We start from the raw sequence: 25,172 nt of genomic DNA on the forward strand, positions 1-25,172 counted from the left end.
CCGGTTTCGCCCCGTCGTGCCGCCGGTGCCGGCCGTACGGCGCAGACCGCCTCAGCCGAAGCAGTTCGGCACGGGAGAGCCCGCGCAGTTGTTCGGACGGTTGGCGGTGATCGCCGACTCCTCGTCCACCTCCACGCCGTTCGGGAAGGTGAAGATCCCGCCGCCGGTGAGCCGGGCGAAGTTGTGGGTGACCTTCGACGAGTCCAGCGTCACCCGGCCGAAGATGTTGAAGATTCCGCCGCCGACACCGAACGGCCCGACGGCCTCGTTGCCGGTGATGTGGCTGTGCCGGATGGTGACGACGCTCAGCGTGTTGAAGATGCCGCCGCCAAAGAATCCGGCCTTGTTCTCCTTGACCGCGACGTTGTCCAGCGTGACCGCGCTGTCGAACGCCACGGCCAGGCCGCCGCCGACACCGGCGGTGCTGTTCTTGTCCACCGTGGTGTGGCTCAGGGTCACCTGGGCGTCGATCGCGGCCACGCCGCCACCGGCCAGCAGCGCCGAGTTGCCACTGAACTGCGTGTAGTGGGCGTTGGTGGTGCCCCCGATGTCGAGCAGGCCGCCGCCGAAGCCGAGCGTCTCGTTCTCAGTGATCTTGGTCTTCTCGAGCAGGATGGTCCCGGCGTCGATGTCCTCGTCGAAGATGCGCGGCGCGCCGTTGGCGATACCGGCACCGCCGATGATCGCGCTGTTGTCCGAGACCTTCGAGTCGGTGACCTTCAGCAGGCCGGCGTTGAGGATGCCGCCGCCGAAGAAGAAGGCGCTGTTGTGGGCGACGGTGCTGTGGCTGAGCTTCGTGGTCCCGAAGTTGGCCAGGCCACCACCGTTGCCACCCGAGTGGTTGTGGACGATCGCGGTGTCCACGATGTCGGCGCTGCCGCCCGGCTGGACCAGGATGCCGGCACCGTCGGCGACGCCCGGCTCCTCCACCAGCGGCCGGGCCACACCGGCGCGCGGGGTGGCCTTGACCACGGCCTTCTTCGTGGTCCTGACCTTGTCCGCGCCGACGGCCGCCTGCTCGACCGGCTTCCCGGCGGCGGCAGCCCTGGTCATCTCGACCGAGTTCGAGTACAGCGACCAGACCGCCTCGGGTGTCGGAGCGGTCAGGTACTGCGAGGTCTGCCCACCCTTGATGGTCAGGCCCTTCAGGGTGAGGTGACCGCCGGCGCCGACGTTGAGGATCCGGAAGTAGTCGGCCGTGGCCTCGCGGCTGATCGTGGTGTGGTCACCCTTGAGGGTGATGTCCTCCGTGATCACCGGCAGACCGTTGCCGTCCTGGTTGCGGGACAGGTCGTAGGTGCACCCCTTGGCGAGCTTCAGCAGGCCACCGTCGCTGCTGTTGGCGTGGACGATCGCCTGGATCAGCTTGTCGGTGTCGCAGGGCACCTCCTTCCCGCGTTCGTGGTCCCGCCCGGACCCCTTCTTGTCGTCCTTGCCGCTCTTGTCGTCCTTGCCGTTCCTGCCCTCCGGGCTCTCCTTGCTGCCCTTGCCGGGCTGGCCCTGGTCGCCCCCGGTGATGGCCTGCTGCGCGGCGGACCAGCTCAGCCCACCCGCTCCGACCGCCCCGGCGGTGGCGGCGACGCCCACCGCGGCGATGCTGACCACACCCGTCAACCCCGCCACACCACTGGCGAGCCAGAGCCGGCGGCGGCGCCGGGCCACCGCCGCCCGGTCGGAGGCTTCGTTGTTCGATAGGTAGTTGGACATCGGAGCTCTCTGCCCTCTCCTCGTACCAGACAAGGTCGCTCCGCCATGCGAGGCGCCCTTCGCTACAAATCGGTTGTAGCTGCTGAACCACACCGTATGAGAAGTTTCCTCGCTCTGAGGCGAAATCTGAAACTTGCCCGTATTAGCGCGATTTCCGGTGACGAGGGGACGTCCGACCCAACCGGCGCGAAACGGCCCGAGCGGCGGACGGCCCCTCCCCGCCGATCGGGGAAGGGGCCGTCGTCATCTATGTGGATCAGCCGGTCTGCCGGCGGAGGACCCGCGCGGACGCGCCGACACGGGATGGACCGGGACGGTCGGGACGCCTCGCGGGCGAAGCCTCCGGACCGCCACGAAGGGGAAGAAGTTTCCGAACACACCGTAGGAGAAGGATCCCCCCGGCACGCCCCTTTTCCGGGGAAAGTCCACAGGACGGGGAGTTCCCGGACAGGCGAACCGGGCAGGTCGTACGGGGCGGTCAGCCCGGCAGGCGCGGACCCGCCTCGCGCTGCTCGGCCAGCCAGGTCTCCACCTCGTCCGCCCGGCGGGGCAGACCCGCGGAGAGGTTCACCGCGCCGGTGGCGGTCACCAGGACGTCGTCCTCGATCCGGATGCCGATGCCGCGCAGTTCCTCCGGGACCAGGTCGTCCTCGGGCTGGAAGTAGAGCCCCGGCTCGACGGTGAGCACGTACCCCTCGCCGAGGGTGCCGTCCCGGTACATCTCCTTGCGGGCGTTGGCGCAGTCGTGCACGTCGATGCCGAGCATGTGCCCGAACCCGTGCAGCGTCCAGCGCCGGTAGACCGTCGACTTCTCGTCCATCGCCTCGTCCACGCTCACCGGCAACAGGCCCAGGTCGGCCAGCCCCTCGGCGAGGACCCGCATGCAGGTCCGGTGGACGTCCTTGAACGTCACGCCCGGTCGGATGGCGTCGATGCCCGCCTGCTGGGAGGCGTACACGACGTCGTAGACCTGACGCTGGAGGGCGCTGAACCGGCCGCCCACCGGCAGGACCCGGGTGACGTCGGCGGTGTAGAGGTGGCGGTTCTCCACCCCCATGTCCATCAGCAGCAGCTCACCCGGTCGGGTGGTGCCGTGGTTGTGCACCCAGTGCAGGATCGTGGCGTGCTCGCCGGCCCCGACGATCGAGCCGTACCCCACGTCGTTGCCGTCGTGGCGGGCCCGCAACGCGAAGATCCCCTCCAGCAGTCGCTCGGACACGCCCCGGTCGGCCGGGAGCGCCCGCGCGACGTCCTCGAAGCCCCGCACGGTGGCGTCGACCGCGTCCTGGAGCTGCGCGATCTCCCACTCGTCCTTGACCAGCTTCAGCTCCGAGATGGCGATGGCCAGCTCCCGGTCCCGCGCCGGCTGCCCCTCGGCGCGCGCGCCGTCCCACTGCCGGACCGCCGCGTCCACCCGGGCGTCGAAGCCCCGCAGCACCCGGGTACGCCCCGGCGCGAGGTCGGCCAGCACCGCGTCCAGTTCGGTCAGGTCGGCGGTGGGCAGGCCGAGTTCGGTCGACTTCTCGGCCAGGGTGTGCCGCCGGCCCACCCACAGCTCGCCGTGCCGGCTGCGGAAGAACTCGTCGTTCTCCCGAGAGGAGCGGGGCCGCATGTAGAGGACGGCGTCGTGGCCGGACCCGTTCGGCCGCAGCACCAGCACACTGTCCGGGTCGTGGTCGCCGGTGAGGTAGGCGAAGTCGCTGCCGGCGCGGAAGCGGTACTCGGTGTCGTTGGCGCGTACCTTCTCGCCACCGGTCGGGATGACCAGCGTCTCGCCGGCGAAGGCCGCGGAGAGCGCGGCCCGCCGCTTGGCGTAGTTGGGTACCTCGGGGCGCGGACCCACCGGCAGGGTGGTGTCCCGCCAGCCCTGGCGCATGAAGGCCAGGAAGGCCTCCGGGAAATCCGGGTCGTGCGATTCGGTGCCGTCCGTCGGCTTCGTGTCGGTCCGCTTCTCAGCCATGATCCGCTCCCTCCGGTGGCGTCGCTGGTGCAGACGGTACCGCGCGGGGGTGGCGCGGCGAGAGCCCGTGGTGCCGCGACGGAGCGTTCGGGCGCGTGGAAAGATGGCCAACATGTGCGGACTCCTGGCCTTTTTCAGCGCGCGCGGCGATGCCGGCGCGCACCGCGATGCCATCGCCGGAGCGTTGGAATGCCTGCACCACCGCGGGCCGGACGAGACCGGTGTCGAGCTGGTCGGTGACGCCACCGGCCGGTACGCGGACGGGGTGTTCGCCCACAAGCGGCTCGCCATCATCGACGTGGCCTCCAGCCACGAACCGCTGCCGTACGCGGGCGGCCGGTACCTGCTCACCTTCAACGGCGAGATCTACAACTACATCGAGCTGCGCGAGGAGCTGATCCGCAACTTCGGCGCCCAGTTCGCCACCGCCGGTGACGGTGAGGTGATCGTCGCCGGCTACCACTACTGGGGCGAGCAGGTGCTCACCCGGCTGCGCGGCATGTTCGCCTTCGTCATCTGGGACCGGCAGGAGCGGCGGGCCTTCGGCGCGCGCGACCACTTCGGCATCAAGCCGCTGCACTACCTGGAGACCATGGACGGCCTCTACCTGGCCTCCGAGAAGAAGGCGCTGCTGCCCTTCGCGCAGTCCGCGTACGCCGGGGACGCCGGGGTGGACACCGCCAACCTCTCGCACTACCTGACGTTGCAGTACGTGCCGGAGCCCGGCACCCTGCACCAGGGCATCAGCCGGATCGGCTCCGGTGAGTACCTCAGCTGGACCCCGGGCGGCCGGATCGACGTGCGCCGGTGGTACCGGCCGGTGTTCCGGCCCGCCCCGGTCTCCGACGAGCAGCGCCTCTACCACCAGATCCGGGAGACGCTGCGGGAGAGCGTCCGGATGCACATGCGGTCGGACGTGCCGGTCGGCTCCTTCCTGTCCAGCGGCATCGACTCCACCGCCGTGGTGGCCCTGGCCCGCGAGTTCAACCCGAACATCCTGACCTTCACCGTCGGGTACGACGTCCCCGGCTACTCGGAGATCGATGTCGCCCAGGAGTCGGCCCGGCACCTCGGGGTGACCACCATCCCGACCAAGATCGGGCCGCAGGACATGATCGAGGCGCTGCCGAAGATCGTCTGGCACCTGGACGACCCGGTCGCCGACCCGGCGCTGGTGCCGCTCTACTTCGTCGCCAAGAAGGCCGCCGAGCACGTCACCGTGGTCCTCTCCGGCGAGGGCGCCGACGAGTTCTTCGGTGGGTACACCATCTACCGGGAGCCGCTGTCCCTGAGCAGCGTCAACGGACTGCCGGACGGGGTGCAGAAGGGCCTGAGGGCGGTCTCCAAGGCCATCCCGCAGGGCGTCAAGGGCAAGAGCTTCCTGGAACGCGGCACCACCCCGATCGAGCAGCGTTACTACGGCAACGCCCGGATGTTCACCGAGGAGGAGAAGCAGCACCTGCTGCGCCGGTACGACCCCTCGGTGCGCTACACCGACGTCACCGCGCCGATCTACGCCGAGTGCACCGAGCTGGACGACGTCACCAAGATGCAGTACGTCGACCTCTACACCTGGCTGCGCGGCGACATCCTGGTCAAGGCGGACCGGATCTCGATGGCGCACTCGCTGGAGGTCCGGGTGCCCTTCCTGGACCGCGACGTCTTCGAGGTGGCCGCCGGCATCCCGGTCGACCTGAAGCTGCCACCCCGCTCGGACGCCACCAAGTACGCCATGCGCCAGGCGTTGCAGGGCGTGGTGCCCCCGGCCATCGTCAACCGGCGCAAGCTCGGCTTCCCGACGCCCACCCGGGTCTGGCTGCGCGGCGAGATGTACGAGTGGGCGCGCTGGGTGCTCTCCACCTCCGGCGCGGGTGAGCTGCTCGACCTGTCGTACGCGATGCGGCTGCTGGAGGAGCACAAGCGCGAGGAGGCGGACCACTCCCGCAAGGTGTGGACGGTGCTGATCTTCTGCATCTGGCACGCCATCTTCGTCGCCAAGACCCTCGACCCGGGCATCCAGCGCAACCAGTCGGCGCTGCTGACCAAGCCCGTGGTCGGTTCCATGGTGCGCTGACCACGGTCGAGGCACCTCCCGACGGTGCGGAGAGGGATGAGGGGGCGTGGGGTACGCGGTGGTGCTCGGTGAGGCGTTGGTCGACCTGCTCGACGCCGAGTGTGCCGGCGAGCCGGTCTTCCGGCAGGCGATCGGCGGCGGGCCGCTCAACGTCGCGGTCGGGGTGGCCCGCCTCGGCGGGGACGCCCGGTTCGTCGGCTCCCTCGGCGACGACGTGCTCGCCGACCGGATCCGGGAGTTCCTCACCGCGGCCGGGGTCGACGTCAGCGGAACGGTCACCGTGCCCGCGCCGACCGCGCTCGCCGTGGCCACCTTCGCCGGGGCGGAACCGGACTTCCGCTTCTACGGTGAACCGCCCTCCTACGGGCAGCTCACCGCCGACGCCCTCGACGTCGCGCTGGTCGAGGGCGCGGACGTGCTCTACTGCGGGTCGATCGTGCTGCTCTGCCCGGCGACCCTCGCCGCCGCCCGCCGGGCCTGGCGTCTGGCCACCGGCGTGCGGGTGTTCGACCCGAACATCCGCCCCCGGCTGCTGTCCGGGCCGGACGCGCTCGACGCGGTCCGCCACACGACCGCCGAGTTCGCCGCCACCGCGCACCTGGTCAAGCTCAGCGCCGCCGACGCCGACGTGCTCTACCCCGGCGAACCGGTCGAGCGGGTCGCCGCCCGGTTGCGCGAGCTGGGTGCCGGCACCGTCGTGGTCACTCTCGGCCCGCGCGGTGCGCTGGTGGCGGCCGGTGCCGAGCCGGTACGCGTACCCGCTCCCACCATCCGCGCGGTCGACGCCACCGGTGCCGGTGACTCGGTGATGGCGGCCCTCGTCGCCGGCCTGCTGGTCGACGGCCCGCCCACCGAACCGGCCGGCTGGACCGACCGGGCCGCCTTCGCGCTCCAGGTGGCCGGTCTGGCCTGCGAATCGTCCGGCGGTGCGGTCGCCATGCCCACCCGGGCCGAGGTCGCCCGCCGTTTTCCCGCCTGACGGGCTCCTGCCCCTGGCGGCGCTGCCGCCAGGCCGGCCCGGTCGACCTGCTCCGCTCTCCGTGCGGTGGGTCCGTCCTTCGCGCGGCTGGTCCGTCCTCTGCGCGGCTGGTCCGTCCTCCGCGCGGCTGGTCCGTCCTCCGCGCGGCGGCAGCCCGGTGGCGGTGGCAGGGCGGGGCATGGCGGCCCGGCCCGGTTGCGGTGGGAGGACGGCCGGGCGGCCGGTGGCGGTGGGAGGACGGCCGGTGGCGGTGGGAGGACGGCGCGGGGCCGCCCGGTGACGCAGGCCACCGCGCGCCAGGACGCGACCGGCGCCGGTCGCGGGCCTGTCGGTCCGCCGGTCAGGCGGTGCCGTCGAGTTCGGCGTACCCACGCCGGGTGGCGACCAGCGCGGCGCGCGCTCCGAACGGCGCCTCGGCGGCGACCCGCTCCGGGGGCGCACCGCCGGTGTGCCCGGCCCGGATCAGCCACGCCAGGTCGGCGAGCTGCCCGTGCTGGGCCCGGACGAACGTGACGTCCACCGGGTCGCCGTGGCCGGGCACGATCGTCGTGGCCGGCGTGGTGAGGCGCAGCAGGGCCGCCACCGCCTCCGGCCACTGCAACGGGTACGACTCCTCGAAGGCCGGCGGACCGCTCTGCTCCACCAGGTCCCCGGCGACCAGGACGTCGGCGTCCGGCACGTACACCACCAGGTCACCGGCGGTGTGTCCCCGGCCGGGGTGGCGCAGCAGCACCCGGCGACCGCCCACGTCCAGCACCGTCTCGGTGTGCACGGTGTGGGTCGGTGCCAGCAGCGGCGTCCGGGCCAACGCGGCGGCGAGCGCCGGCTGCTCCGCGCGCATCTCCTCGTACGCGAGGTGCCGCAGCTCGTCGGGACGGTCGCGGAGCCACCTGGCGGTCAGCTCGTGCGCGTAGACCGGGCGGGGTGGGTCCTCGGCGAGCGTGGCGTTGCCGAAACAGTGGTCGAAGTGGTGGTGGGTGTTCACCAGCGTCCACGGGTGCGGGGTGACCGCCCGGACGGCGGCGGCCAGCGCGGTGGCCTGCGCCGCCGTGGAGAGCGTGTCCACGAGCAGCGCCGCCCCGTCGCCGACGACCAGCGTGACGTTGACGTCGAGCAGCGGCTCGCGCAGCACGTGCACGCCCGTGCCGATCTCGACGAATCGACTGGTCATGACGCCCCGGCGGCGCGTTCCACGAAGCGCTGCCGGTCCAGCAGCACCCGCTCGACGCGCCCCTGGGCCACCGTCTCGGCACCGTCGGTGACGGTGACGGTGAAGAGCAGCCGCCGGCCGTCCACCTCGTCCAGCCGTGCCTCGGCGGCGACGGTCCGGCCCACCGGGGTGGGTGCCCGGTGCTCCAGCTCCACCCGGACGCCGACGGTGGTCGACCCCGGCGGCAGGTGCCGCGCGGTGGCCGCGACGGTGGCCGCCTCGGCCAGCGCGAGGACCCGGGGCGTGCCCAGCACCGGCACGTCACCGGAGCCGCCCGCCTGGGCGGTGTCGGCGTCGGTCACGGTGAGTTCGACCCGGGCCTTGAGCCCGGGCGTGACAGTCTGCTCCGGCATGGCGACAGCCTACGCCGACCACCGGAGCGCCGGTCGGCGTTCGTCGATGCGCCGGCCGCCGTTAACCTGAACGGTGATGGCCGTTGTCACTGACCCCCAGCCCCCTGCCCCGTCCGGTCCGCCGGTGTCGTCACCCGAGGGCGGACGCCCCCGCGTGGTCGCCATGTCGATCTGGAGCGCCCTGTTCGTCGCCGGTTGGTTGACGATCGGCCTGCCGACAGACCCGGCGTACGCCTTCGTCTGGATCTGGTCCGCCGTCATCGCCTGGAACTGGGGTCGCCCGTGGCGCAGCCACCTGGGCTTCGCCCGGGACTGGCTGCCGGTGGTGCTGCTCCTCGCCGCCTACAACCTCTCCCGGGGCTTCGCCGACAACGGCGCAATTCCGTACTCCTACGACCTGATCGTCGCCGACCGGTTCCTGGTCGGCTGGGCGACCGGGGGCGAGGTCCCCACCATCTGGTTGCAGGAGCGGCTATACCGGCCGCAGGTGCAGTGGTGGGACGTGGTGGCGGCGTGGGTCTACTTCTCGCACTTCGTGGTGACGCTGGCGGCGGCGGTGGTGCTCTGGATGCGTGACCGCGCCCGCTGGGGGGCCTACATGCGGCGGTGGGGTTTCCTCTGCGCCGCCGGCCTGGCCACCTACTTCCTCTATCCGGCCGCCCCGCCGTGGTGGGCGGCGCAGAACGGGCTGCTCGGCGAGGTCGCCCGGATCTCCACCCGGGGGTGGAAGGAGTTCGGCATGCACGGCGCGGGCAACATGCTCAACGCCGGGCAGATCGCCTCGAACCCGGTGGCCGCGATGCCCTCCCTGCACACTGCCTGGGCGCTGTTCGTGGTGCTGTTCTTCCTCACCTCGACCCGCCGCCGCTGGTGGCCGCTGCTGCTGTCGTACCCGCTGGCGATGACCTTCACCCTGGTCTACTCCGGCGAGCACTACATCATCGACGTGCTGGTCGGCTGGGCGTACGTGGGGATGACCTTCCTGGTGGTCGGCCTGGCCGAGCGGCGGTGGGCGGCCCGGCGGGCCCGTCGCGCCCCGACCGGGCCGGCGCCCGCCGGCCCCGGGACCGGGGCGGACGCCGGAGTGGCCGGGACCACCGGGCCGTCCCCGACCGAGGAGCCGACGGCTCCGGTCAGCCGCTGAGCCGGGCGGCGCGGGCCCGCGAGGTCAGCTCGTCGGCGAGGGCCCACGCCTCGGCCAGGTCCCGGTGCACCGCCGCCGCGCCGGCACCGCCCGCGGTGTCGGCGTGCACGGTGGCCAGGCCCAGCCGCCGTTGCAGCGGCCCCTGGACCACCCGGACACTCTGGATCCGGGCGTACGGCACGATGGCGAGCTGTCGGGTGACCAGGCCGGAGCGGACCACGAAGACCCGCTCGGCCAGGCCGGCGCCGAGGACGCGCCGACTCAGCGGCCGCAGCCAGCGGGCCGGCGGCGGCGGTGCGGTCAGCGGCAGCGCGGAGACGACCACGCCGGGCAGCACCTCCGCGGTGATCATCTCGCCGGTCGCCAGGTCACCCACGGGCAGGAGCCGGTCCGGGCGGTTGCGGTCGTCCGGCTCGGCCGCCGAGTAGCCGGCGACCTCCAGCCGCAGCCGCAGCCAGCCCTTGGCCCGCCACAGCAGCGGCCAGGTCACCCCGACCGCCTGCACCCGGTTGAGCGGGACGGTCTGCGCCCGGGTCTCCAGCAGTCCGTTGCCGATCCGCAGCCGGTCGCCGTCCCGGTCGAGCCGGAAGTTCCAGTCGTCGAGTACCCGCCGGATCGGTTGCAGCAGCACGCCGGCCATCGCAGTGATCGTGCTCGCCACCGCGATGAACGACCAGGAACCCTCGGAGAGGAACTGTGCCACCACGAACGCCACGCCCACCGGCAGCATGAACGCCTGCGGGGTGAGCAGCTGGCTGACCAGCAGGTCGCGGTTGCCGACGGTGTGCAGTGGCCGGCCGGGCGGCACCGGTAACGCGGCCGTCGCGGTCTCCGGCGCGGGCACGTCACGCGGGGCGTGGCCGGTCAGGTCGAGCAGGCGGGTCCGCAGGACCGTCGCGTCGGCCACGCTCAGGAACGCCAGCGGCGCCTCGGTCTTGCCACCGCCGACCACCTCCAGCCGTAGTTCGGCCAGACCGGTGAGCTGGGCGAGCAGCGGACGGACCACCTCCACGGCCTGCAACCGCTCCAGCGGGATGGCCCGGGTGCGCCGCCACAGCAGACCCTCGTGGACCCGCAGTTCGCGACCGACCACGTGGTAGCCGGTGTTGTACCAGCTGACCACCGAGAGCACCGTCGCGCCGAGGGCGAGCACCGCGACCATCGCCGTGAAGGTGCCGAGACCGACCCGGGACAGGGTCGACCAGGAGAGCCCGGCGATCACCACCACCAGGGACTTCGCCCCGTGCAGGACGGGGCTCAACGGGTGCAGGCGCTGCCGGGGCTCGACGTGTTCCGGCACCGGGGCGGCCGGGACGGGCCAGGGGTGCGCTGCGTCCGGCCCGGACTCCTCGGCCGGGCCGCCGGTCACAGCCCCTCCGCGCGGTCTTCGCCCAGCGCGGTGAGCCGGTCGCGCAGTCGGGACGCCTCCGCCGGACGCAGCCCGGGCACCCGGGCGTCACTCGCGGCGGCGGCGGTGTGCAACTGCACGGTGGCCAGCCCGAAGGCCCGCTCCAGCGGGCCGGCGGTGACGTCGACGAACTGCATCCGGGCGTACGGCACGATCGACAGCCGGCGTACCAGCAGCCCGTGCCGGACCAGCAGGTCGTCGTCGCGTTCGGCGTACCCCCAGGCGTGGACGGCCCGCACGATCGCCACCGACCGCCAGAGGCTCAGCAGCACGACCAGCGCCAGTCCGGCCCCGAACAGCCAGTGTCCGCTCAAGCCCCAGGCCACCGCGAGCCCGACCACCACGACGAGGACACCGATGCCCAGCCGGACCAGTTCCACCCGGATCAGGTCGGTGGAGACCCGCTGCCAGGCGACTGTCTCCGGCCATGGTTCGAGCGGGTCGGCCGGGGTGGGGACGGGCCCGTCGGCGTTCTCCGTGTTCACCGGTCTGCCCCGCTGCGATCACTCACCCCACGAGCGTAACGATCCGGGCAGCGGTTCGACCTCCCGGAGAAAGCTCCGCGCGGTGAGAAAGTCACCGAGGGTGCTCCGGTGCTCGGCGCACGCGAGCCAGGTCTTGCGTCGGTCGGGGTCGTGCAACCGGGGATTGTTCCACCGCAGGGCCCAAACCGCCGGCGCCCGGCAGCCGCGCGCCGAACAGACGGGTGGATCGGTGGGAGCGGGGGAGTCGGTCACCGGTGCCAGTCTAGGCGGCGCGCACCGGGAGAATGAGCGCCGGGCGGCCACGGGGGGAGCCGCCCGGCGACGGCGCAATCGTACACGCGGTGGCGGTGTTCGGACACCCCTGGCCGGCGATTCGGTGGCCGGACGCGGCGTGGTGACAATCGGCTTCTCGCCCGGTTGACGTTCAGCCGGGCATGCGAGGCTTGACCCGCACCACGTCGCCCGAGATCACGAGCACGCTGTGGAGGACCGGTGGCCCAGCCGACCACGCCCGAACCGACCGCGACCGACGCCGCCCCGGCGCCACCGAGCACACCCGCCGAGGACGCGACCCTGCTGGAGCGGGCGTTGTTCGAGATCAAGCGGGTCATCGTCGGGCAGGACCGGATGGTCGAGCGGATGTTCGTCGCCCTGCTCGCCCGGGGCCACTGCCTGCTGGAGGGAGTGCCCGGGGTGGCCAAGACCCTGGCCGTGGAGACCCTGGCCAAGGTCGTCGGCGGCTCCTTCGCCCGGGTCCAGTTCACCCCCGACCTGGTGCCCGCCGACATCATGGGCACCCGCATCTACCGGCAGTCCAGCGAGAAGTTCGATGTGGAGCTGGGACCGGTCTTCGTCAACTTCCTGCTCGCCGACGAGATCAACCGCGCCCCGGCGAAGGTGCAGTCGGCGCTGCTGGAGGTGATGAGCGAGCGCCAGGTGTCGATCGGTGGGGAGAGCCACCGGGTGCCGGACCCGTTCCTGGTGATGGCCACCCAGAACCCGATCGAGCAGGAGGGCGTCTACCCGCTGCCCGAGGCGCAACGGGACCGCTTCCTGATGAAGATCGTCGTCGGCTACCCGACGGACGCCGAGGAGCGGGAGATCGTCTATCGGATGGGGGTGGCGCCGCCCGTACCGGCGCCGGTGTTCACCACCACCGACCTGCTCACCCTCCAGCGCAAGGCCGACCAGGTGTTCGTGCACAACGCGCTGGTCGACTACGCGGTCCGGCTGGTGCTGGCCACCCGTACCCCGGCCGAGCACGGGATGCCGGACGTCGCCCAGCTCATCCAGTACGGCGCGAGCCCCCGCGCGTCGCTCGGCCTGGTCCGGGCCACCCGTGCGCTGGCCCTGCTGCGGGGCCGGGACTACGCGCTGCCCCAGGACGTGCAGGACATCGCCCCGGACATCCTCCGCCACCGGCTGGTGCTCAGCTACGACGCCCTCGCCGACGACGTCCCCGCCGACCACATCGTGCACCGGGTGATGTCGACCATCCCGCTGCCGTCGGTGGCGCCCCGGCAGCAGGCCACGCCGCCGGCAGGTCCTCCGCCGGGCGCGCAGTCGCCCGCCGGCCCGGCGCCGGGCGCGGGCTGGCCCGGGCAGCGGCCGTGACCCCACCCGCCCGCCGGTCGACCGGCGCCACCCCCGGACGGAGCGAGGCGGTCCTCTCCCGGCTCCAGCTCCTGGTCACCCGCAAACTCGACGGTCTGCTCCAGGGCGACTACGCCGGGCTGCTGCCCGGGCCGGGCAGCGAGGCGGGGGAGTCCCGCGAGTACCGCCCCGGTGACGATGTCCGTCGGATGGACTGGCCGGTGACCGCGCGGACGACGACGCCGCACGTGCGGCGTACGGTGGCCGACCGGGAGCTGGAGACGTGGCTCGCGGTGGACCTCTCGGCGAGCCTGGACTTCGGCACCGGGCAGTGGCTCAAGCGCGAGGTGGTGATCGCGGCGGTGGCGGCCCTGGCACACCTGACCGTCCGGGGCGGCAACCGGATCGGCGCGGTGGTCGGCACCGGCGGCGCGCCCTCCGCGCCCCGGCGGTGGGGCCGGACGCCCGACGCCGTCCCGGTCGTGCGGCGGCTGCCGGCCCGCAGCGGGCGGAAGGAGGCCCAGGGTCTGGTACGCGCCGTCGCCGGGATCGAGATCGGGCCGGGCCGCGCCGACCTCGGTGCCCTGGTCGACGTGCTCAACCGGCCGCCCCGGCGGCGGGGCGTGGCGGTGGTGATCTCCGACTTCCTCGCACCGCCGGAGCAGTGGGGACGACCGATCCGTAAGCTGCGGGTCCGGCATGACGTGCTGGCGATCGAGGTGGTCGACCCGCGTGAGCTGGACCTGCCGGACGTGGGGGTGCTGCCGGTGGTGGACCCGGAGACCGGGGAGCTGCACGAGGTGCAGACCGCCGATCCCCGGCTGCGCCGCCGGTACGCCGAGGCGGCCGCCGCCCAGCGCGCGGCGATCGCCCGGGAGCTGCGGGCGGCTGGTGCCGCCCACCTGCGTCTGCGTACCGACACCGACTGGCTGCTGGACATGGTGCGTTTCGTGGCCGCGCAGCGGCACGCCCGCACCCGGGGGACGACTCGATGATCCGTTTGTTGCAACCGTGGTGGCTGCTGACCCTGCTGCCCGTGTTCGCGCTCGCCGCGCTGTACGTCTGGCGGCAACGCCACCGCCGGGCGTACGCGATGCGGTTCACCAACGTGGACCTGCTGCGTACCCTCGCCCCCCGGGGGCTGGGCTGGCGGCGGCACGTCGGGGCGGTCGCGCTGCTGCTCTGCCTGCTGACCCTGGCCACCGCCACCGCCCGGCCGGCGATCGACACCCGGGAGCCGCTGGAGCGGGCGACCGTCATGCTCGCCATCGACGTGTCGCTGTCCATGCAGGCCGACGACGTGACCCCGAACCGGTTGCAGGCGGCCCAGGAGGCGGCGAAGCAGTTCGTCAGCGAACTGCCCGAGACGTACAACCTGGGGCTGGTCTCGTTCGCCAAGTCGGCGAACGTGCTGGTGCCGCCGACGAAGGACCGGTCGGCGGTGACCGCCGCCATCGACGGGCTGGTGCTGGCCGAGGCGACCGCCACCGGGGAGGCGGTCTTCACCTGTCTGGAGGCGATCCGCTCGGTGCCGGCCGACGGTGCGGCGGGCATCCCGCCGGCCCGGATCGTGCTGCTCTCCGACGGTTTCCGGACCGCCGGCCGGTCCGTGGAGGAGGCCGCGGCGGCGGCGCAGGCGGCGAACGTGCCGGTCTCCACGATCGCCTTCGGCACCGACTCCGGGCAGGTGGACATCGGCGGCCAGGTGCAGCGGGTGCCGGTGGACCGGCTGGCCCTGGCGGACCTCGCGGAGACCACCGAGGGGTACTTCTACGAGGCGGCGTCGGTGACCGAGCTGAAGCAGGTGTACCAGGACATGGGCAGCTCGATCGGCTTCCGGACCGAACCCCGGGAGATCACCCAGTGGTACGCGGGAGTGGCGTTGCTGCTCGCCCTCGTGGCGGCCGGGGCGAGTCTGCTCTGGACCTCCCGCATCTTCTGAACCGGGCCACGCACGCCGGTGCGGGACCGCCGTCGACGCGGTGCGCCGACGGCGGTCCCGCCACCGTGCCGCGATCACGCGCCGGTGGCGGAGGTTCGGCTGGTGGGTTCAGTGACTTCCGCTGGTGAGGACGAAGAGGACGGCGACCCAGACGGCGGCGAGGGTGAAGCCCAGCGGGGCGACGTAGCGGCTCATGGACGCACTCCGGTGGCGACTCGACGGTCGGCGGCGGGGGCCGGACCGGGGGAGGGGGACAGGACGCGCACACCAGTCGTGACCGGGGGACTCTACCCGCGACCGCCCGGGGAAGGGCGGAGCGACCGGTGCCATGGCCGGATGGGCCGCAGCGGTGGTGCGGAACGCGGGGAGCGAAAGCGGGTCAGCGTGAACTGAGTCGTGACTCAGTGGAGCCGACGAGGGGCCCGGCCACGACTGGGAGGATCGCTATCTCGCACAGCGATCACCTCCAGCGGTCGACGGGGCCCGGAACGCGGATCATCTTACACCCGCGTCCGGTGTGGTCCCCGCCGGGTCGCGCCACGCGCAGGGCCCCTCCCGAGTTCACGCTTACCTGCCGGTAACCCCTAGTCTCCAACCCGTCTGTGCACTCGTTTTTCGCGCAAGGGGGACTCGTGGCCCGTACCGTGCTGGTGACCGGGGGTAACCGGGGGATCGGCCTGGCCATCGCGCAGGCCTTCGCCAAGCAGGGCGACCGGGTCGCGGTGACCCACCGCTCCGGCGACGCTCCCGACGGGCTGTTCGGGGTCCGCTGCGACGTCACCGACTCCGCCTCGGTCGACGAGGCGTTCACCGCCGTCGAGGCGGAACTGGGTGGCGTCGAGGTGCTGGTGGCCAACGCCGGCATCACCGACGACACGCTGCTCATGCGGATGTCCGAGGAGCAGTTCACCCGGGTGCTGGACACCAACCTGACCGGCGCGTTCCGCTGCGCCCAGCGCGCCTCCCGCAAGATGCTCCGCGCCCGCTGGGGCCGGATGATCTTCGTCTCCTCGGTGGTCGGCCTCTACGGCGGCATGGGCCAGGTCAACTACGCCGCCAGCAAGGCCGGCATGGTCGGCGTGGCCCGGTCGATCACCCGCGAGCTGGGTTCCCGCAACATCACCGCCAACGTCGTCGCACCCGGGTTCGTCGACACCGACATGACCGCGGCGCTGCCGCAGGAGCGGCGCGACCAGTACCTAGGCGCCATTCCGGCCGGCCGGTTCGCCACCGCCGAGGAGGTGGCCGGGGTGGTCACCTGGCTGGCGGGCGACAGCGCGGCCTACGTCTCCGGCGCCGTCATCCCGGTCGACGGCGGCCTGGGCATGGGCCACTGACACCGGCCACCCGCACCGACACAACGACGGAGGATATCCCCATGTCCGGACTGCTGGCCGGTAAGCGGCTGCTGGTCACCGGCGTCATCACCGACGCCTCGATCGCCTTCTCGGTGGCGAAGCTGGCCCAGGAGAACGGCGCGCAGGTCGTGCTCACCGGGTACGGCCGGCTCTCGCTGGTCGAACGGATCGCCAAGCGGCTGCCCCAGCCGGCCCCGGTGATCGAACTCGACGTCACCAACGCCGAGCAGCTCGCCGGCCTCCCGGACAAGGTCCGCGAGCACGTCGACGGCCTGGACGGGGTGGTCCACTCGATCGGCTTCGCCCCGCAGAGCTGCCTCGGCGGCGGCTTCCTCGACGCCCCCTGGGAGGACGTGGCCACCGCGCTGCACGTCTCCACGTACTCCTACAAGTCGCTGGCGATGGCGGCGCTGCCGCTGATGTCCCCGGGCGGTGCGGTGGTCGGCCTCACCTTCGACGCCACCAAGGCCTGGCCGGTCTACGACTGGATGGGCGTGGCCAAGGCCGGGCTGGAGTCCGCCTCCCGCTACCTGGCGTTGCACCTCGGCCCGAAGGGCATCCGGAGCAACCTGGTCGCCGCCGGCCCGCTGCGCACCATCGCGGCGAAGTCCATCCCCGGGTTCGAGCAGTTCGAGACGACGTGGAGCGAGCGGGCACCGCTGGGCTGGAGCCTCGACGACCAGGAGCCGGCCGCGCGGGCCTGCCTTGCCCTGCTCTCCGACTGGTTCCCGGCCACCACCGGCGAGATCGTCCACGTCGACGGCGGGTACCACGCCCTCGGGGCCGCCTGACCCTTCGCACGACGCCCCCGCTGTCGGCTGCGCCACAGCGGGGACGTCGTCGCGCGGGGGCACGAGGGGCCGTCGCGAGGTCGCCCCGGTGCTCGGGGAACAATGGGGCCATGGCGTACGACGCGGTGGTGCTGGTCTCCTTCGGTGGTCCGGAGCGGCCCGAGGACGTGATGCCGTTCCTCCAGAACGTGACCCGGGGCCGGGGGATCCCCCCGGAGCGGCTCGCCGAGGTGGCCGAGCACTACCAGCACTTCGGCGGGGTCTCCCCGATCAACCAGCAGTGCCGCGACCTGCTCGCCGCCGTCCGGGCCGACTTCGCCGCCCACGGGCTCGACCTGCCCGTGTACTGGGGCAACCGCAACTGGCACCCGATGCTCGCCGACACCGTCGCGCAGATGCGCGACGACGGGGTGCGCCACGCGTTGGCGTTCGTCACCAGCGCGTACGGCGGCTACTCCTCCTGCCGGCAGTACCAGGAGGACATCGCGGCGGCCCGGGCGGCGGTCGGCCCGGATGCGCCCGTGGTCGACAAGCTCCGCCAGTTCTGGGACCATCCCGGCTTCGTCCAGCCGCACGCCGACGCGGTCACCGCGGCGCTTCACCGGCTCGACCCGGCGAAGCGGGCCACCACCCGGGTGGTCTTCACCGCGCACTCGGTACCCACCTCGATGGCGGCCACCGCCGGCCCGCACGGCGGCCGGTACGAGGCCCAACTGCACGAGACCGCCCGGCTGGTCGCCGCGGCGGCGGCCCCGGACCTGGCGTACGACCTGGTGTGGCAGAGCCGCTCCGGGCCGCCGCAGGTGCCGTGGCTGGAGCCGGACGTCAACGACCACCTGGCCAAGCTCCCCGGAGAGGGCGTCACCAGCGTGGTGGTCAGCCCGGTCGGGTTCGTCTCCGACCACCTGGAGGTGGTCTGGGATCTCGACACCGAGGCCCTGAGCACGGCCCGGCAGCTCGGCCTGGACTTCGTCCGGGCCGGTACCCCCGGCACCGACCCCCGGTTCGTGGCCATGGTCCGCGAACTGGTCACCGAGCGGCTCGACCCGGACACCACCGCCCGCCGCCGGCTCGGGGAGGTGCCCTGCTGGGACACCTGCCCGACGGCGTGCTGTGTCCCGCCCCGCCGCCCCCGACCCGTCACCGACGCCAGCCCCGACCAGCCGTGAGGAACCCGATGATCGAGCGGAAGCCGGTGGCCAGTTGGCTCACCGACATGGACGGCGTGCTGGTGCACGAGGGCCAGCCGGTGCCGGGCGCCCCGGAGTTCGTCAACCGGCTGCGCGCCTCGGGCAAGCCGTTCCTGGTGCTGACCAACAACTCCATCTACACGCCCCGCGACCTGTGCGCCCGGCTCAACCGGATGGGCTTCGAGGTGCCGGAGCACGCGATCTGGACGGCGGCCCTGGCCACCGCGCAGTTCCTGGCCGACCAGCGCCCCGGCGGCACCGCGTACGTGATCGGTGAGGCGGGGCTGACCACCGCGCTGCACGCGGTCGGGTACGTGCTCACCGACTTCGAGCCGGACTACGTGGTGCTGGGGGAGACGCGCACCTACAGTTTCGAGGCGATCACCAAGGCGGTCCGGCTGATCAACGGCGGTGCCCGCTTCATCTGCACCAACCCGGACGTCACCGGCCCGTCGGTGGAGGGGGCGCTGCCGGCGGCCGGCTCGGTCGCGGCGATGATCTCCAAGGCGACCGGGGTGGAGCCGTACTTCGTGGGCAAGCCGAACCCGATGATGATGCGGTCGGCGCTGAACACCATCGAGGCGCACTCCGAGAGCACCGCGATGATCGGCGACCGGATGGACACCGACATCCTCTGCGGCCTGGAGGCGGGGCTGGAGACCATCCTCGTGCTCACCGGCATCAGCACCCGGGCCGAGGCGGAGCGGTACCCGTACCGGCCGTCGCGGATCGTCGGCTCGGTGGTCGACCTGATCGACGAGATCTGATCCGCCGGCGGTCGGTGGGGCCGTGCGTCCCGGATCAGGGACGCAGTGGGGCGTTGCAGGCGGCGACCAGGGCGCGCCGGCACGCGGTGGTCAGTGGGCGCAGGGCGGCGTCGCGCTGCTGTGCCTCGTACCCGTTGACCGCTCCGCCCGGTGCGGCGTGTTCGGCCAGCGCGAGCACCCGGTCGAGCACGGCGGCGCGGGCGAACAGTCGCCGTGACCGTGGGTCGAAGCCGGGTGGCAGGTCGGTCGCGCCATCCGGACGGCGCAGCGCGGCCAGCGCGCCGGCCAGCTCGGGCCGCCACTGGGCGACGTCCAGCCGGGTCAGCGCGGCGGTGGTCTCGGCCAGCGCGGTGGCCAGTTCCGCCTCCGCCTCGGCGGCACAGGGCATCGTCAGCGACGCGGCGGGGGCCTCGGCCGGCAGCGGATAGAACCGCCACAGCACCGTCTCCCAGGTCATCCCGGAGCCCGAGGTGTGCGTCCGGACCTGGGGGATCAGGCCCAGCCCACCGGCGACCACCGCCTCACCGGCGAGCAGCGCCGCACCGGTGAAGTCGCCCGGGCCGGGCAGGCCCCGTGGGTCGCCCGGTGCGGGCAGCACCAGTCGGATCTCGTCCGGGGAGAGCCGGGCCAGGGTGGGCAGCGCGTCGCGCAACGGCACGTCCGTCCAGGTGCCGGGGGCGTCGGCGACGAGATGTTCCTCGTCGCCGGCGACCGCGTCGGGCACCTCGTCGAACGGGACCAGCCCGGCGCGCCACGCGCGCACCCAGGCCACGAACCGGCTCGACCGGCGCGGAGCAAGAGCGACCGCGCCCGTTGCGGGAGACATGCAGAGAAGGGTACGTCGTGACGGCGGCTCTGTCTCGACCGTCGCGGGGGCCGTACCGCCTGCCCCAGCTTGCCCCGTTCCGACCCGCGGTGACCCGGGCGGTGGGCGGCGTGCCTGCGTCGTCCGGGGCGGACCGGCGGTTACCGTCACGACCATGGGGAGGCGATACGGCGAGGACGTGCTGTCGGGGGACTGGCGGCGGCGCAGGGCGGTGCCCGAGGTGGACGCCGAACCCGACCTGGTGGTCGAGGAGGCCGACTCGGGCTTCTGCGGCGCGGTGGTCGGGTTCGAGGCCGGCGCGGTGGTGCTGGAGGACCGGCACGGCCGACGGCGCAACTTCCCGCTGCTGCCGGCGGCGTTCCTGCTCGACGGCGAACCGGTCACGCTGCGCCGGCCGACCCGCGCGCCGGTGCCCGCCGCCCGCCGCCGCACCGCCTCCGGTTCGATCGCCGTCGAGGGGGTACGCGCCCAGGTGGCAAAGGCCAGCCGGATCTGGGTGGAGGGGGTGCACGACGCCGCCCTGGTGGAGCGGATCTGGGGCGACGACCTGCGCATCGAGGGGGTCGTGGTGGAGCCGCTGGACGGCATCGACGCCCTCGACGCCGAGGTGCGCGCCTTCGCCCCCGGCCCGACCCGACGGCTCGGGGTGCTCGTCGACCACCTGGTGCCCGGCTCGAAGGAGAGCCGGATCGTCGCCCGGGTCGACTCGCCGTACGTGCTGGTGACCGGGCATCCCTACGTCGACGTCTGGCAGGCCGTGAAACCGGCGGCGCTCGGCATCCGGGCCTGGCCGGTGGTGCCGCCGGGGCGGCCCTGGAAGGAGGGGGTCTGCGCCGCGCTCGGGGTGGCCGGGCCCGCCGACATGTGGCGGCACATCCTCTCCCGGGTCGACAGCTTCGCCGACGTGGAGACTCCACTGATCAACGCGATGGAACGCCTCATCGACTTCGTCACCGAGCCCGGCTGAGGCGTCGGCTGGCTGGGGTGGGGCGGGCTGGGCTGGGTTGGGGTGGTAGCAGGGGCCCCTTGTTACCGCTTTTTGTCGTGCAGGGGTCCCCTGCTTCCACCAGAACCGGGCGCAGCCGACGATCAGGGCTCCTCGTCCGGACTGCGGGTGAGGACGAAGGTCGCCACGTCCAGGGCGACCGCGTGTCCGCTGCCGTCGCGCAGCACGGTGAGCAGTTCGCCGTCCTCCTCGGCGGAGCAGCCCCGCCAGCGGTCCGGCGCCTCCGGCGCGAACCGGAGCATCCGCTCGCCCCGCCGGTACGCCACCAGGTGACCCGCGCCGCCGTCCCAGGTGACGTCGGTCGGGTGCCCCATCCACCACCAGCGCCCGGTCAGCTCGGCCACCTCCGCTGGCGGTGGTGCGGCGGCAGGCCGCCACGGCGCCGCCGGGGTCGGCTCGGCGTCCAGCACGGTGGTGAGCACCTCCAGGCCGAGCGTGCCGATCCCGCCGTTCCGGAAGCCGTACGAGTTGGCGAAGCCGACGATGCCGGTGCGGGACGGACGGTGCACCGCCAGCGCGGCGACGTACCCCGGCATCGAGCCGCCGTGCCCGACGTACACCCGGTCGCCCTGGCGGTGGAGCTCCAGCCCGAGGCCGTGCCCGCTACGCCAGGAGTCGAGGTCGCTGATCACCACGGGGGCGCACATCTCGGTCAGGCTCTCCGGGGCGAGCACCTCCGGTGCCGGGTCGGCGAGGAAGGCCGCCCAGGTCGCCAGGTCCGTCGCGGTGAACCAGAGCTGCCCGGCGGGGGCCATCGCCCCGGTGTCGGTCCGCGGTTCCTCCCGCAGCGTGTCGTGCCAGGGATGCACCACGTAGCCCCGGGCGAACGGCTCGGTGGCCTGGTACGTGGTGCGGCGCATGCCGAGCGGGTCGAGGATCCGCTCCCGCAGCAGGGCGAACCACGGCGTACCGGTGACCGCCTCCAGCACCCCACCGAGCAGCCCGTACGCCAGGTTGGAGTAGTGGTAGCCCCGGTGCGGCGGGTAGGCCAGCTTCTCCGCCGTCACCCCGGTGAGCAGGGTCGCCAGATCGCTGCCCTCGGCGCGCTCCCACCACTGCCCGTCCGGCTCACGTTGCAGGCCGCTGGCGTGGCCGAGAAGTTGACGCAGGGTCAGGGTGCCGACTCCGGTGCCGGGCAGGTGCCGTTCCAGCGGGTCGTCGAGCGCGAGTCGCCCGGCGTCGCGGAGTTGCATGACCAGGACCGCCGTCATGGTCTTGCTGATCGAGCCGATCCGGTACTGGAGGTCGGCGTCGGGGCGGGGATGCTCGCCGGCCACGCTGAGATGGGCCAGTGTCCCGCCCCGTACCACGCCGATCACCAGCGAGGGGGTGCGCCCGGTGGACTGGGCCGTGGTGACGAGGGCATCCACCTGGCGGGCGGTCTCCGGCAGCAGGGACATTTCGCTCCTTTTCGGTGGGGACATGCCGGTCTGACCGGCTGGCCCGAGCTTACTGATCTTCGTCGTTCGTGGTGGGGTGCACGCACGTGGCACGATCGGTGACGTGGACACGTTGCTCTGGATCGTGCTGGGTGCGCTGCTCGCTGTCGCGGAGATTTTCACGACGACGCTCTTCCTGATCATGTTCGCGGCCGGAGCTTTCGCCGCGGCGGGTGCGGCGGCGCTCGGCGCGCCGGTCGGGGTGCAGGCGATCGTCTTCGCGGCGGTCTCCGCACTGACGGTCCTGACGGCCCGTCCCACGATCCAGCGGCACCGCCGCTCGGCGCTCTCCACCGGCGAGCAGCCGTTCGGGGTGGAGGCCCTGGAAGGGACCAACGCGTTGGTGCTGGAGCAGGTCGACGCCGAGGGTGGCCTGGTGAAGATCGACGGCGAGTTGTGGAGCGCCCGCTCGTACGACGCGACGCACGTCTTCGTGCCCGGGCAGCGCGTCCAGGTGATCCAGGTCCGGGGCGCGACCGCCCTGGTCTGGCAGGACGACATCTCCCCCGGCGAGCTTCCCCGGTCGGGAGGGTGAGGGTATGGACCGGGTGATCGCGGTGCTGCTCGGCGCGGTGGCGCTGGTCGCTCTGGTCAAAGTGGCCAGTAGGGCGTCACGGTGACCCGGGTGGAGATCACGGCGGTCGAGCCGTCGCCCGCGCATCCCTCACGCGACGGAGAAGCAGATGCGCGCCGACGGTGACGGGCGGGTCCGCGTCCTCCCGCCCGGTGCGGGGGACGGCATCCAGGTGACCCGGGCCACGGGGCGCGACCGCCCTGGCCCGGCAGGACGACATTTCTTCGGGGAACTCTCCCCAGTCGAAAGGGAGAACGTATGGAACTGGTGATCGCGGTGCTGTTCGGCGCCATGGCGCTGGTCGCGGTGATCGCTCTGGCCAAGGCGGTGCGCATCGTGCCGCAGCAGCGTCAGGACGTGGTCGAGCGGCTCGGCAAGTACAAGCGCACCCTGAACCCCGGGCTGAACCTGCTGGTCCCGTTCATCGACGCGGTACGTACCAAGGTCGACATGCGCGAGCAGGTGGTCAGCTTCCCGCCGCAGCCGGTGATCACCTCGGACAACCTGGTCGTCTCGATCGACACCGTGCTCTACTTCAAGGTGATCGACTCGGCGCGGGCCACGTACGAGATCTCGAACTTCCTCCAGGCGATCGAGCAGCTCACCGTCACCACGCTGCGGAACGTGATCGGCTCGCTGGACCTGGAGCGGGCGCTGACCAGCCGGGAGGAGATCAACCGGCACCTGTCCGGTGTGCTGGACGAGACCACCGGCCGCTGGGGCATCAAGGTGACCCGGGTGGAGATCAAGGCGATCGAGCCGCCGCCGAGCATCCGTGACTCGATGGAGAAGCAGATGCGCGCCGAGCGGGACCGCCGGGCCGCGATCCTCAACGCCGAGGGGCACAAGCAGTCGCAGATCCTCACCGCCGAGGGTGAGAAGCAGGCGGCGGTGCTGCGGGCCGACGGTGACCGGCAGGCGCGGATCCTCCAGGCCGAGGGGCAGGCGAAGGCGATCCGGACCGTCTTCGACGCGATCCACCAGGCCAACCCGAGCCAGAAGGTGCTCGCCTACCAGTACCTCCAGGCCCTGCCCCAGATCGCCAACGGCACCGCCAACAAGGTCTGGATCGTTCCGGCCGAGTTGACCAAGGCCCTGGAGGGCATGGGCGGCGCGCTCGGCGGGCTGAGCCAGATGGTCGGTGACGCCCCGACGGCGCAGGCCTCGTCCGGGGCGAGCGACGTGGAGCGGGAGGCCGCCGAGGCCGCGCAGGCCGCGGCGGCCGCCGCCCGGCAGATCCACGACGAGGTACGCGTCGCCGAGGCGCAGGCCACCGGCGGCCACGGCCCGCAGGGGCTGCCCGCGCCGGAGCCGGTGTCCCCGAACAGCCTGCTCCAGGACCCGGCCGACCAGCGCGAACGGGGCTGACCAGGGCGAACGGCGCCGCCTCCGGCTCCGGGGGCAAAAAGCGAATATCGCTCATACGGCGCTCCGGTGCCTGCCACGATCGGTTCGAGGACCGAAGGTGACCAGGTGCCGGGGCGCCGTACGCGTCCCTGGCCGCCGGGCCGGTCCATCTCGCCGACCGTATGGTCGGTGGGCCCGCCGGCCCCGGAGCAGTGAGCGAGGTGACGCATGAACGATCCGACGAGACCGGTCCGTTCCCGCGCGGCGGTGCCCGGGGCGCACGACCCGACAGGACCCATCGGCTCGCGTCGTACCGGTGGTGGGTTCGGGGTGCTGCCCTTCGTCGTCGAACCGACCCCGGCCGGCCCGGCCACCGACGCCACCTGGGCCTGGTCGATGCGACGGCTCGCCCGTGCGTCGGTGTGGCTGCTGCCGGCGTACGCGATCCTCTACGGCACGGTGGCGCTGGCCAGCGACGGTGGCGCCGGCAACGATCCGTACCCGGCTGACGGCCGACCGCTCTACCTGATCGGCTGGGTCGGCGCAGTGTGGATCGGCCTGCTCGCCCTGCTGGCGCTGGCCGGTCTGCTGGTGACCACCCGCAGCCGGCGCAGCGCCGCCGCCGGTCTGCTGGTCAGCCTGGCCGGGACGGTGCTGATGCTGCCGTTCGCCGGGCTCACCGAGCAGACCCCGGTCTTCGGCACCACCGCGCGGAGTCTGGTCCTGGTCGGAGCGACCTGCTACAGCGCCGGCTGGGCGCTGACCGGATGGGCGGTCGCCCGCTCCGGGGTGTTCAGCATCGGGGACGGGGCGATGCTGGTCATCGCCGCGCCCCTGCTCGGCCTCGGCGGCGCGCTGGTCGGTTCGTTGCAGACCTTCGGCGCGATGTTCGCGCTGGTGGCCGGGATCGGCGTCGCCTACCGCGCGGGCCGGCTGGTGCCCCGGCAGATCGTCCGGGACGCCGCCGCCGCGAGTCTGGCCACCCCCACGCCCCCGGCCGGCACCCGATGACCGGGGAT

At 72.9% G+C, this 25,172-nt stretch carries 22 protein-coding genes; 14 read left to right on the forward strand and 8 right to left on the reverse strand.

What is annotated here, in order from left to right:
- Positions 1 to 51: 51 nt before the first annotated feature.
- Both GA0074694_RS19100 and GA0074694_RS19105 read right to left on the reverse strand, forming a co-directional pair.
- Complete coding sequence (locus tag GA0074694_RS19100) at positions 52 to 1,707, reverse strand: hypothetical protein (RefSeq protein ID WP_091460325.1); 1,656 nt, start codon at positions 1,705 to 1,707, stop codon at positions 52 to 54.
- 478 nt (positions 1,708 to 2,185) lie between these two features.
- Positions 2,186 to 3,667, reverse strand: coding sequence for an aminopeptidase P family protein (locus GA0074694_RS19105; protein ID WP_091460328.1), 1,482 nt, complete (start codon positions 3,665 to 3,667; stop codon positions 2,186 to 2,188).
- A 112-nt stretch (positions 3,668 to 3,779) separates the two neighbouring features.
- Here GA0074694_RS19105 and asnB point away from each other — a divergent pair, with 112 nt between their 5' ends.
- Positions 3,780 to 5,741: an asparagine synthase (glutamine-hydrolyzing) gene (gene asnB / locus GA0074694_RS19110; protein ID WP_091463395.1), complete on the forward strand. Its 1,962-nt coding sequence runs from the start codon at positions 3,780 to 3,782 to the stop codon at positions 5,739 to 5,741.
- Between the two features lie 46 nt (positions 5,742 to 5,787).
- On the forward strand, positions 5,788 to 6,720 hold the full coding sequence (locus GA0074694_RS19115; protein ID WP_091460331.1) for a carbohydrate kinase family protein: 933 nt from the start codon (positions 5,788 to 5,790) through the stop codon (positions 6,718 to 6,720).
- Positions 6,721 to 7,060: 340 nt separating this feature from the next.
- Here GA0074694_RS19115 and GA0074694_RS19120 read toward each other — a convergent pair whose 3' ends face one another.
- Both GA0074694_RS19120 and GA0074694_RS19125 read right to left on the reverse strand, forming a co-directional pair.
- Positions 7,061 to 7,891, reverse strand: a complete 831-nt coding sequence (locus GA0074694_RS19120) for an MBL fold metallo-hydrolase (RefSeq protein WP_091460333.1) — start codon at positions 7,889 to 7,891, stop codon at positions 7,061 to 7,063.
- On the reverse strand, positions 7,888 to 8,283 hold the full coding sequence (locus GA0074694_RS19125; protein ID WP_091460335.1) for a thioesterase family protein: 396 nt from the start codon (positions 8,281 to 8,283) through the stop codon (positions 7,888 to 7,890). Before GA0074694_RS19125 ends, GA0074694_RS19120 begins: the two co-directional genes overlap by 4 nt.
- A 76-nt stretch (positions 8,284 to 8,359) precedes the next feature.
- Between GA0074694_RS19125 and GA0074694_RS19130 the strand changes: the two genes are divergently transcribed.
- Positions 8,360 to 9,427, forward strand: a complete 1,068-nt coding sequence (locus GA0074694_RS19130; protein WP_091460337.1) for a phosphatase PAP2 family protein — start codon at positions 8,360 to 8,362, stop codon at positions 9,425 to 9,427.
- Here GA0074694_RS19130 and GA0074694_RS19135 read toward each other — a convergent pair.
- The gene (locus tag GA0074694_RS19135; protein WP_425413624.1) at positions 9,417 to 10,796 is read right to left on the reverse strand and encodes a PH domain-containing protein; all 1,380 of its coding nucleotides are present in this window, start codon (positions 10,794 to 10,796) and stop codon (positions 9,417 to 9,419) included. The two genes, GA0074694_RS19130 and GA0074694_RS19135, sit on opposite strands and share 11 nt — an antisense overlap.
- Positions 10,793 to 11,320: a PH domain-containing protein gene (locus GA0074694_RS19140; RefSeq protein ID WP_091460340.1), complete on the reverse strand. Its 528-nt coding sequence runs from the start codon at positions 11,318 to 11,320 to the stop codon at positions 10,793 to 10,795. Before GA0074694_RS19140 ends, GA0074694_RS19135 begins: the two co-directional genes overlap by 4 nt.
- A gap of 492 nt (positions 11,321 to 11,812) precedes the next feature.
- On the opposite strand from GA0074694_RS19140, the gene GA0074694_RS19150 reads away from it, so the two are divergent.
- The 7 genes from GA0074694_RS19150 to GA0074694_RS19180 all read left to right on the forward strand — a co-directional run bounded on the left by GA0074694_RS19150 (position 11,813) and on the right by GA0074694_RS19180 (position 18,961).
- Complete coding sequence (locus GA0074694_RS19150; protein ID WP_091460345.1) at positions 11,813 to 12,934, forward strand: AAA family ATPase; 1,122 nt, start codon at positions 11,813 to 11,815, stop codon at positions 12,932 to 12,934.
- Entirely contained in the window at positions 12,913 to 13,908 is a 996-nt protein-coding gene (locus GA0074694_RS19155) for a DUF58 domain-containing protein (protein WP_091463399.1), read from the forward strand. The genes GA0074694_RS19150 and GA0074694_RS19155 overlap by 22 nt, the downstream gene beginning before the upstream one ends.
- Positions 13,905 to 14,855 (forward strand): VWA domain-containing protein, encoded by a 951-nt coding sequence (locus GA0074694_RS19160; RefSeq protein ID WP_091460348.1) that lies wholly within the window; start codon positions 13,905 to 13,907, stop codon positions 14,853 to 14,855. Before GA0074694_RS19155 ends, GA0074694_RS19160 begins: the two co-directional genes overlap by 4 nt.
- A 632-nt stretch (positions 14,856 to 15,487) precedes the next feature.
- Complete coding sequence (gene fabG, locus GA0074694_RS19165) at positions 15,488 to 16,192, forward strand: beta-ketoacyl-ACP reductase (RefSeq protein ID WP_091460351.1); 705 nt, start codon at positions 15,488 to 15,490, stop codon at positions 16,190 to 16,192.
- A gap of 41 nt (positions 16,193 to 16,233) precedes the next feature.
- Positions 16,234 to 17,004: an enoyl-ACP reductase FabI gene (gene fabI / locus GA0074694_RS19170; RefSeq protein WP_091460353.1), complete on the forward strand. Its 771-nt coding sequence runs from the start codon at positions 16,234 to 16,236 to the stop codon at positions 17,002 to 17,004.
- 110 nt (positions 17,005 to 17,114) lie between these two features.
- The gene (locus GA0074694_RS19175; RefSeq protein WP_091460356.1) at positions 17,115 to 18,173 is read left to right on the forward strand and encodes a ferrochelatase; all 1,059 of its coding nucleotides are present in this window, start codon (positions 17,115 to 17,117) and stop codon (positions 18,171 to 18,173) included.
- Positions 18,092 to 18,961 carry an HAD-IIA family hydrolase gene (locus tag GA0074694_RS19180; RefSeq protein WP_176738181.1) on the forward strand — a complete coding sequence of 290 codons (870 nt, stop codon included), beginning with the start codon at positions 18,092 to 18,094 and terminating at the stop codon, positions 18,959 to 18,961. The genes GA0074694_RS19175 and GA0074694_RS19180 overlap by 82 nt, the downstream gene beginning before the upstream one ends.
- Before the next feature lie 34 nt (positions 18,962 to 18,995).
- On the opposite strand, the gene GA0074694_RS19185 is transcribed toward GA0074694_RS19180, so the two are convergent.
- Positions 18,996 to 19,787 (reverse strand): hypothetical protein, encoded by a 792-nt coding sequence (locus GA0074694_RS19185; RefSeq protein ID WP_091460361.1) that lies wholly within the window; start codon positions 19,785 to 19,787, stop codon positions 18,996 to 18,998.
- A gap of 154 nt (positions 19,788 to 19,941) precedes the next feature.
- Between GA0074694_RS19185 and GA0074694_RS19190 the strand changes: the two genes are divergently transcribed.
- A complete protein-coding gene (locus GA0074694_RS19190; RefSeq protein WP_091460364.1) occupies positions 19,942 to 20,754 on the forward strand; it encodes a DUF3097 domain-containing protein in 813 nt (270 codons plus the stop codon).
- 122 nt (positions 20,755 to 20,876) lie between these two features.
- On the opposite strand, the gene GA0074694_RS19195 is transcribed toward GA0074694_RS19190, so the two are convergent.
- A complete protein-coding gene (locus tag GA0074694_RS19195; protein ID WP_091460366.1) occupies positions 20,877 to 22,193 on the reverse strand; it encodes a serine hydrolase domain-containing protein in 1,317 nt (438 codons plus the stop codon).
- Positions 22,194 to 22,296: 103 nt separating this feature from the next.
- Between GA0074694_RS19195 and GA0074694_RS19200 the strand changes: the two genes are divergently transcribed.
- From GA0074694_RS19200 to GA0074694_RS19210, 3 genes are all read left to right on the forward strand, one after another.
- Complete coding sequence (locus tag GA0074694_RS19200) at positions 22,297 to 22,767, forward strand: NfeD family protein (protein WP_091463401.1); 471 nt, start codon at positions 22,297 to 22,299, stop codon at positions 22,765 to 22,767.
- A 297-nt stretch (positions 22,768 to 23,064) separates the two neighbouring features.
- A complete protein-coding gene (locus GA0074694_RS19205) occupies positions 23,065 to 24,174 on the forward strand; it encodes an SPFH domain-containing protein (RefSeq protein ID WP_091460369.1) in 1,110 nt (369 codons plus the stop codon).
- 207 nt (positions 24,175 to 24,381) lie between these two features.
- Positions 24,382 to 25,164 (forward strand): hypothetical protein, encoded by a 783-nt coding sequence (locus GA0074694_RS19210; protein ID WP_091460371.1) that lies wholly within the window; start codon positions 24,382 to 24,384, stop codon positions 25,162 to 25,164.
- The last annotated feature ends 8 nt before the right edge of the window (positions 25,165 to 25,172 follow it).

The sequence above is a fragment of the Micromonospora inyonensis genome (assembly GCF_900091415.1).
GTDB classification, from domain to species: Bacteria; Actinomycetota; Actinomycetes; order Mycobacteriales; family Micromonosporaceae; genus Micromonospora; species Micromonospora inyonensis.

Coding starts and splice junctions, on each gene's coding strand:
- GA0074694_RS19100 (WP_091460325.1), bottom strand. CDS start 1,707: ATGTCCAACTACCTATCGAACAACGAAGCCTCCGACCGGGCGGCGGTG.
- GA0074694_RS19105 (WP_091460328.1), bottom strand. CDS start 3,667: ATGGCTGAGAAGCGGACCGACACGAAGCCGACGGACGGCACCGAATCG.
- asnB (WP_091463395.1), top strand. CDS start 3,780: ATGTGCGGACTCCTGGCCTTTTTCAGCGCGCGCGGCGATGCCGGCGCG.
- GA0074694_RS19120 (WP_091460333.1), bottom strand. CDS start 7,891: ATGACCAGTCGATTCGTCGAGATCGGCACGGGCGTGCACGTGCTGCGC.
- GA0074694_RS19125 (WP_091460335.1), bottom strand. CDS start 8,283: ATGCCGGAGCAGACTGTCACGCCCGGGCTCAAGGCCCGGGTCGAACTC.
- GA0074694_RS19130 (WP_091460337.1), top strand. CDS start 8,360: ATGGCCGTTGTCACTGACCCCCAGCCCCCTGCCCCGTCCGGTCCGCCG.
- GA0074694_RS19160 (WP_091460348.1), top strand. CDS start 13,905: ATGATCCGTTTGTTGCAACCGTGGTGGCTGCTGACCCTGCTGCCCGTG.
- fabI (WP_091460353.1), top strand. CDS start 16,234: ATGTCCGGACTGCTGGCCGGTAAGCGGCTGCTGGTCACCGGCGTCATC.
- GA0074694_RS19175 (WP_091460356.1), top strand. CDS start 17,115: ATGGCGTACGACGCGGTGGTGCTGGTCTCCTTCGGTGGTCCGGAGCGG.
- GA0074694_RS19185 (WP_091460361.1), bottom strand. CDS start 19,787: ATGTCTCCCGCAACGGGCGCGGTCGCTCTTGCTCCGCGCCGGTCGAGC.
- GA0074694_RS19190 (WP_091460364.1), top strand. CDS start 19,942: ATGGGGAGGCGATACGGCGAGGACGTGCTGTCGGGGGACTGGCGGCGG.
- GA0074694_RS19195 (WP_091460366.1), bottom strand. CDS start 22,193: ATGTCCCTGCTGCCGGAGACCGCCCGCCAGGTGGATGCCCTCGTCACC.
- GA0074694_RS19205 (WP_091460369.1), top strand. CDS start 23,065: ATGGAACTGGTGATCGCGGTGCTGTTCGGCGCCATGGCGCTGGTCGCG.
- GA0074694_RS19210 (WP_091460371.1), top strand. CDS start 24,382: ATGAACGATCCGACGAGACCGGTCCGTTCCCGCGCGGCGGTGCCCGGG.